Origin of the sequence: Desulfuromonas sp. CSMB_57 (genome assembly GCF_020194955.2) — a bacterium.
Lineage (GTDB): Bacteria > Desulfobacterota > Desulfuromonadia > Desulfuromonadales > Syntrophotaleaceae > JAFCIY02.
Genome location: NZ_JAFCIY020000054.1, coordinates 1 through 1,904, shown reverse-complemented (window position 1 = coordinate 1,904; position 1,904 = coordinate 1). Strand labels below are relative to the sequence as shown.

Sequence of the window (1,904 nt, the reverse complement as noted above, 5' to 3'; positions counted from 1 at the left end):
CCAGGACGGCGAAGGAGGCCGTGACGCTGGTCTTGCCCGTGCCGCCCTTGCCGCTGATGATGACCAACTCCTGCATGGTGTTTACTCCCTATAACTCGGCTCGCTTGGTGCCTGAAAGGATGAATAATGCTGAATCCGGTTCTTTTCCGCCGGCCTCTACCCGGTCGCCATCGATGCGCAGATAATATTCTCCGTGTACCAGAAAAAGTTCAGAGGCCTTGGACTGAACGGCCGCCAAGTCCGGATGTTTGATACTCGCGATATACGAAGCGGGGTCCGCCTTTTTTTCCCGGAAAAAGGCCGAGGCCGGGTTGAGCAGCAGGATTATCAGGCGGCCGCCGGGGCGCAGGACGCCGGCGGACTTATCCAGGGCCGTCCGGTAGTCATCCACAAACTGCAGGGAGGCCACATAAATCACGGCATCAAAGGAATGGTGCGGGAACGCCATATCCTCCGCCCGGCCCACCACCGTGCGGATGCGGTCCGGCGCACAGCTCAGGGCTTCGCGCGAGATGTCCAGCCCGGTAACACGAAAGCCGTGTTTGGCCAATTCGCCTTCAATGATGGCCGGTCCGCAGCCGACGCTCAGGATGTCGCGGCAGCCTTTGAGGTGTTCAACCAGGTATTCCATCTCCAACTGAAAAACATTTTGCCAGAATGGATGTTTGCAGCGTTCCAGATAGTTCCGGCCTCTGCTTTCAAGATTGTCCATGAGGTTTCTCGTTTTGCTGGGAAAATTTTCGCAGATAAAAATCGTGGCCGTTGAAGCGTGTGTGGATGAGATCGCCCTGCTCCAGGAGTTTTTCGACAACGGCCCATGCCGATCCCTGGCTGTCCAGAAAACGCTGTACGGCTGTTTTCCGCATGGGATGGACCGAGGTTATCCTCAAAAGTTCCTTGGCAACGTCGCCCGCGGCACCAAAATCATCGCCCTCATAGCCGATGAGATATTCCACTCTCCTGATTCTTTCCGCAAAAATTTCATAGGCCCTGGTCAGGACCTCTTCATTCGGGCATTGAACCCAGGTTTCCGCCGGGGGGCGGGTGGGGATCGCCAGATAAGCCCGGTATGGCTGCAAAGACTGAAGGAAATCACCGATATTCTGCAGTGCTTCACGGTTGTCATTGATTCCGCCGACCAGCATGGTTTCCGTGACCAGTTTGCCTCGAAAGCTGCTTGCAAAAGCCCTTAGTCCTTCCAAGTGCCTGGATAGTTTAAGGCCTTTTTGTGGACGATTGATTTTGCGCCAAAGAGTCTCATCCACGGCATCCATCTTCATCGAGACCCAGTCTGCCCTGGCAAGGTCTTCCCGCACGTCTTCACGCCAGAGCAGGGTACTGTTCGTGATGACCCCGATGGGGATTCCCAGCATGCGCAACCGCACTATTTCATTGCCGAGATTCTGGTCAAGTGTCGGTTCTCCGTCCGGAACAAAAGTCAGAAAATCAATGGGTTCGCATGACTCACGCGTTTGTTTTACGCGGCATTGAACATCGTGAAAAATATCCTCCGGATCATAGAAAACACAGCGTTCCCCATGGATTTGGGCAGTGCGACCCAATTGACAGTAAACGCAGGAATAGTTGCATGCCTTGGCAGGTATATTGTTGATGCCGAGACTTTTCCCCAGCCTCCTTGAAGGTACCGGGCCAAAGGAGTAGCCGTACTCTCTACGGGTCATGAATTTAGTTGTTTTGAGTATCCCGTTCATGGCAACCCTTGCTATCGGACTCCTTCGGGGCCGGTTGTCCTTATCCGGCTTGGTTGTGACTTTCTTGCACCTCGGTCTCCAAGAGCATGGTTTTGGCAATCAGGGACTGAAAAAGACTGCGATATTCCGGCAAGGCCTCAACCATCAGTTCACCCCGTGAATAGGCCTCGGCGATGCGCCGGTCATCGGGAA

The 1,904-nt window shown here is 54.5% G+C and carries 2 protein-coding genes; both read right to left on the bottom strand.

The window, feature by feature from the left end:
• Positions 1-88 precede the first annotated feature (88 nt).
• Positions 89-712, bottom strand: a complete 624-nt coding sequence (locus JQN68_RS13230) for a class I SAM-dependent methyltransferase (RefSeq protein ID WP_249621240.1) — start codon at positions 710-712, stop codon at positions 89-91.
• Positions 699-1,712 (bottom strand): radical SAM protein, encoded by a 1,014-nt coding sequence (locus JQN68_RS13225; RefSeq protein WP_225073918.1) that lies wholly within the window; start codon positions 1,710-1,712, stop codon positions 699-701. Before JQN68_RS13225 ends, JQN68_RS13230 begins: the two co-directional genes overlap by 14 nt.
• Between the last annotated feature and the right edge of the window lie 192 nt (positions 1,713-1,904).

What these genes read in the sequence shown, in the direction of transcription:
- JQN68_RS13230 (WP_249621240.1), bottom strand. Translation starts at nt 712, where the DNA reads ATGGACAATCTTGAAAGCAGAGGCCGGAACTATCTGGAACGCTGCAAA.
- JQN68_RS13225 (WP_225073918.1), bottom strand. Translation starts at nt 1,712, where the DNA reads ATGAACGGGATACTCAAAACAACTAAATTCATGACCCGTAGAGAGTAC.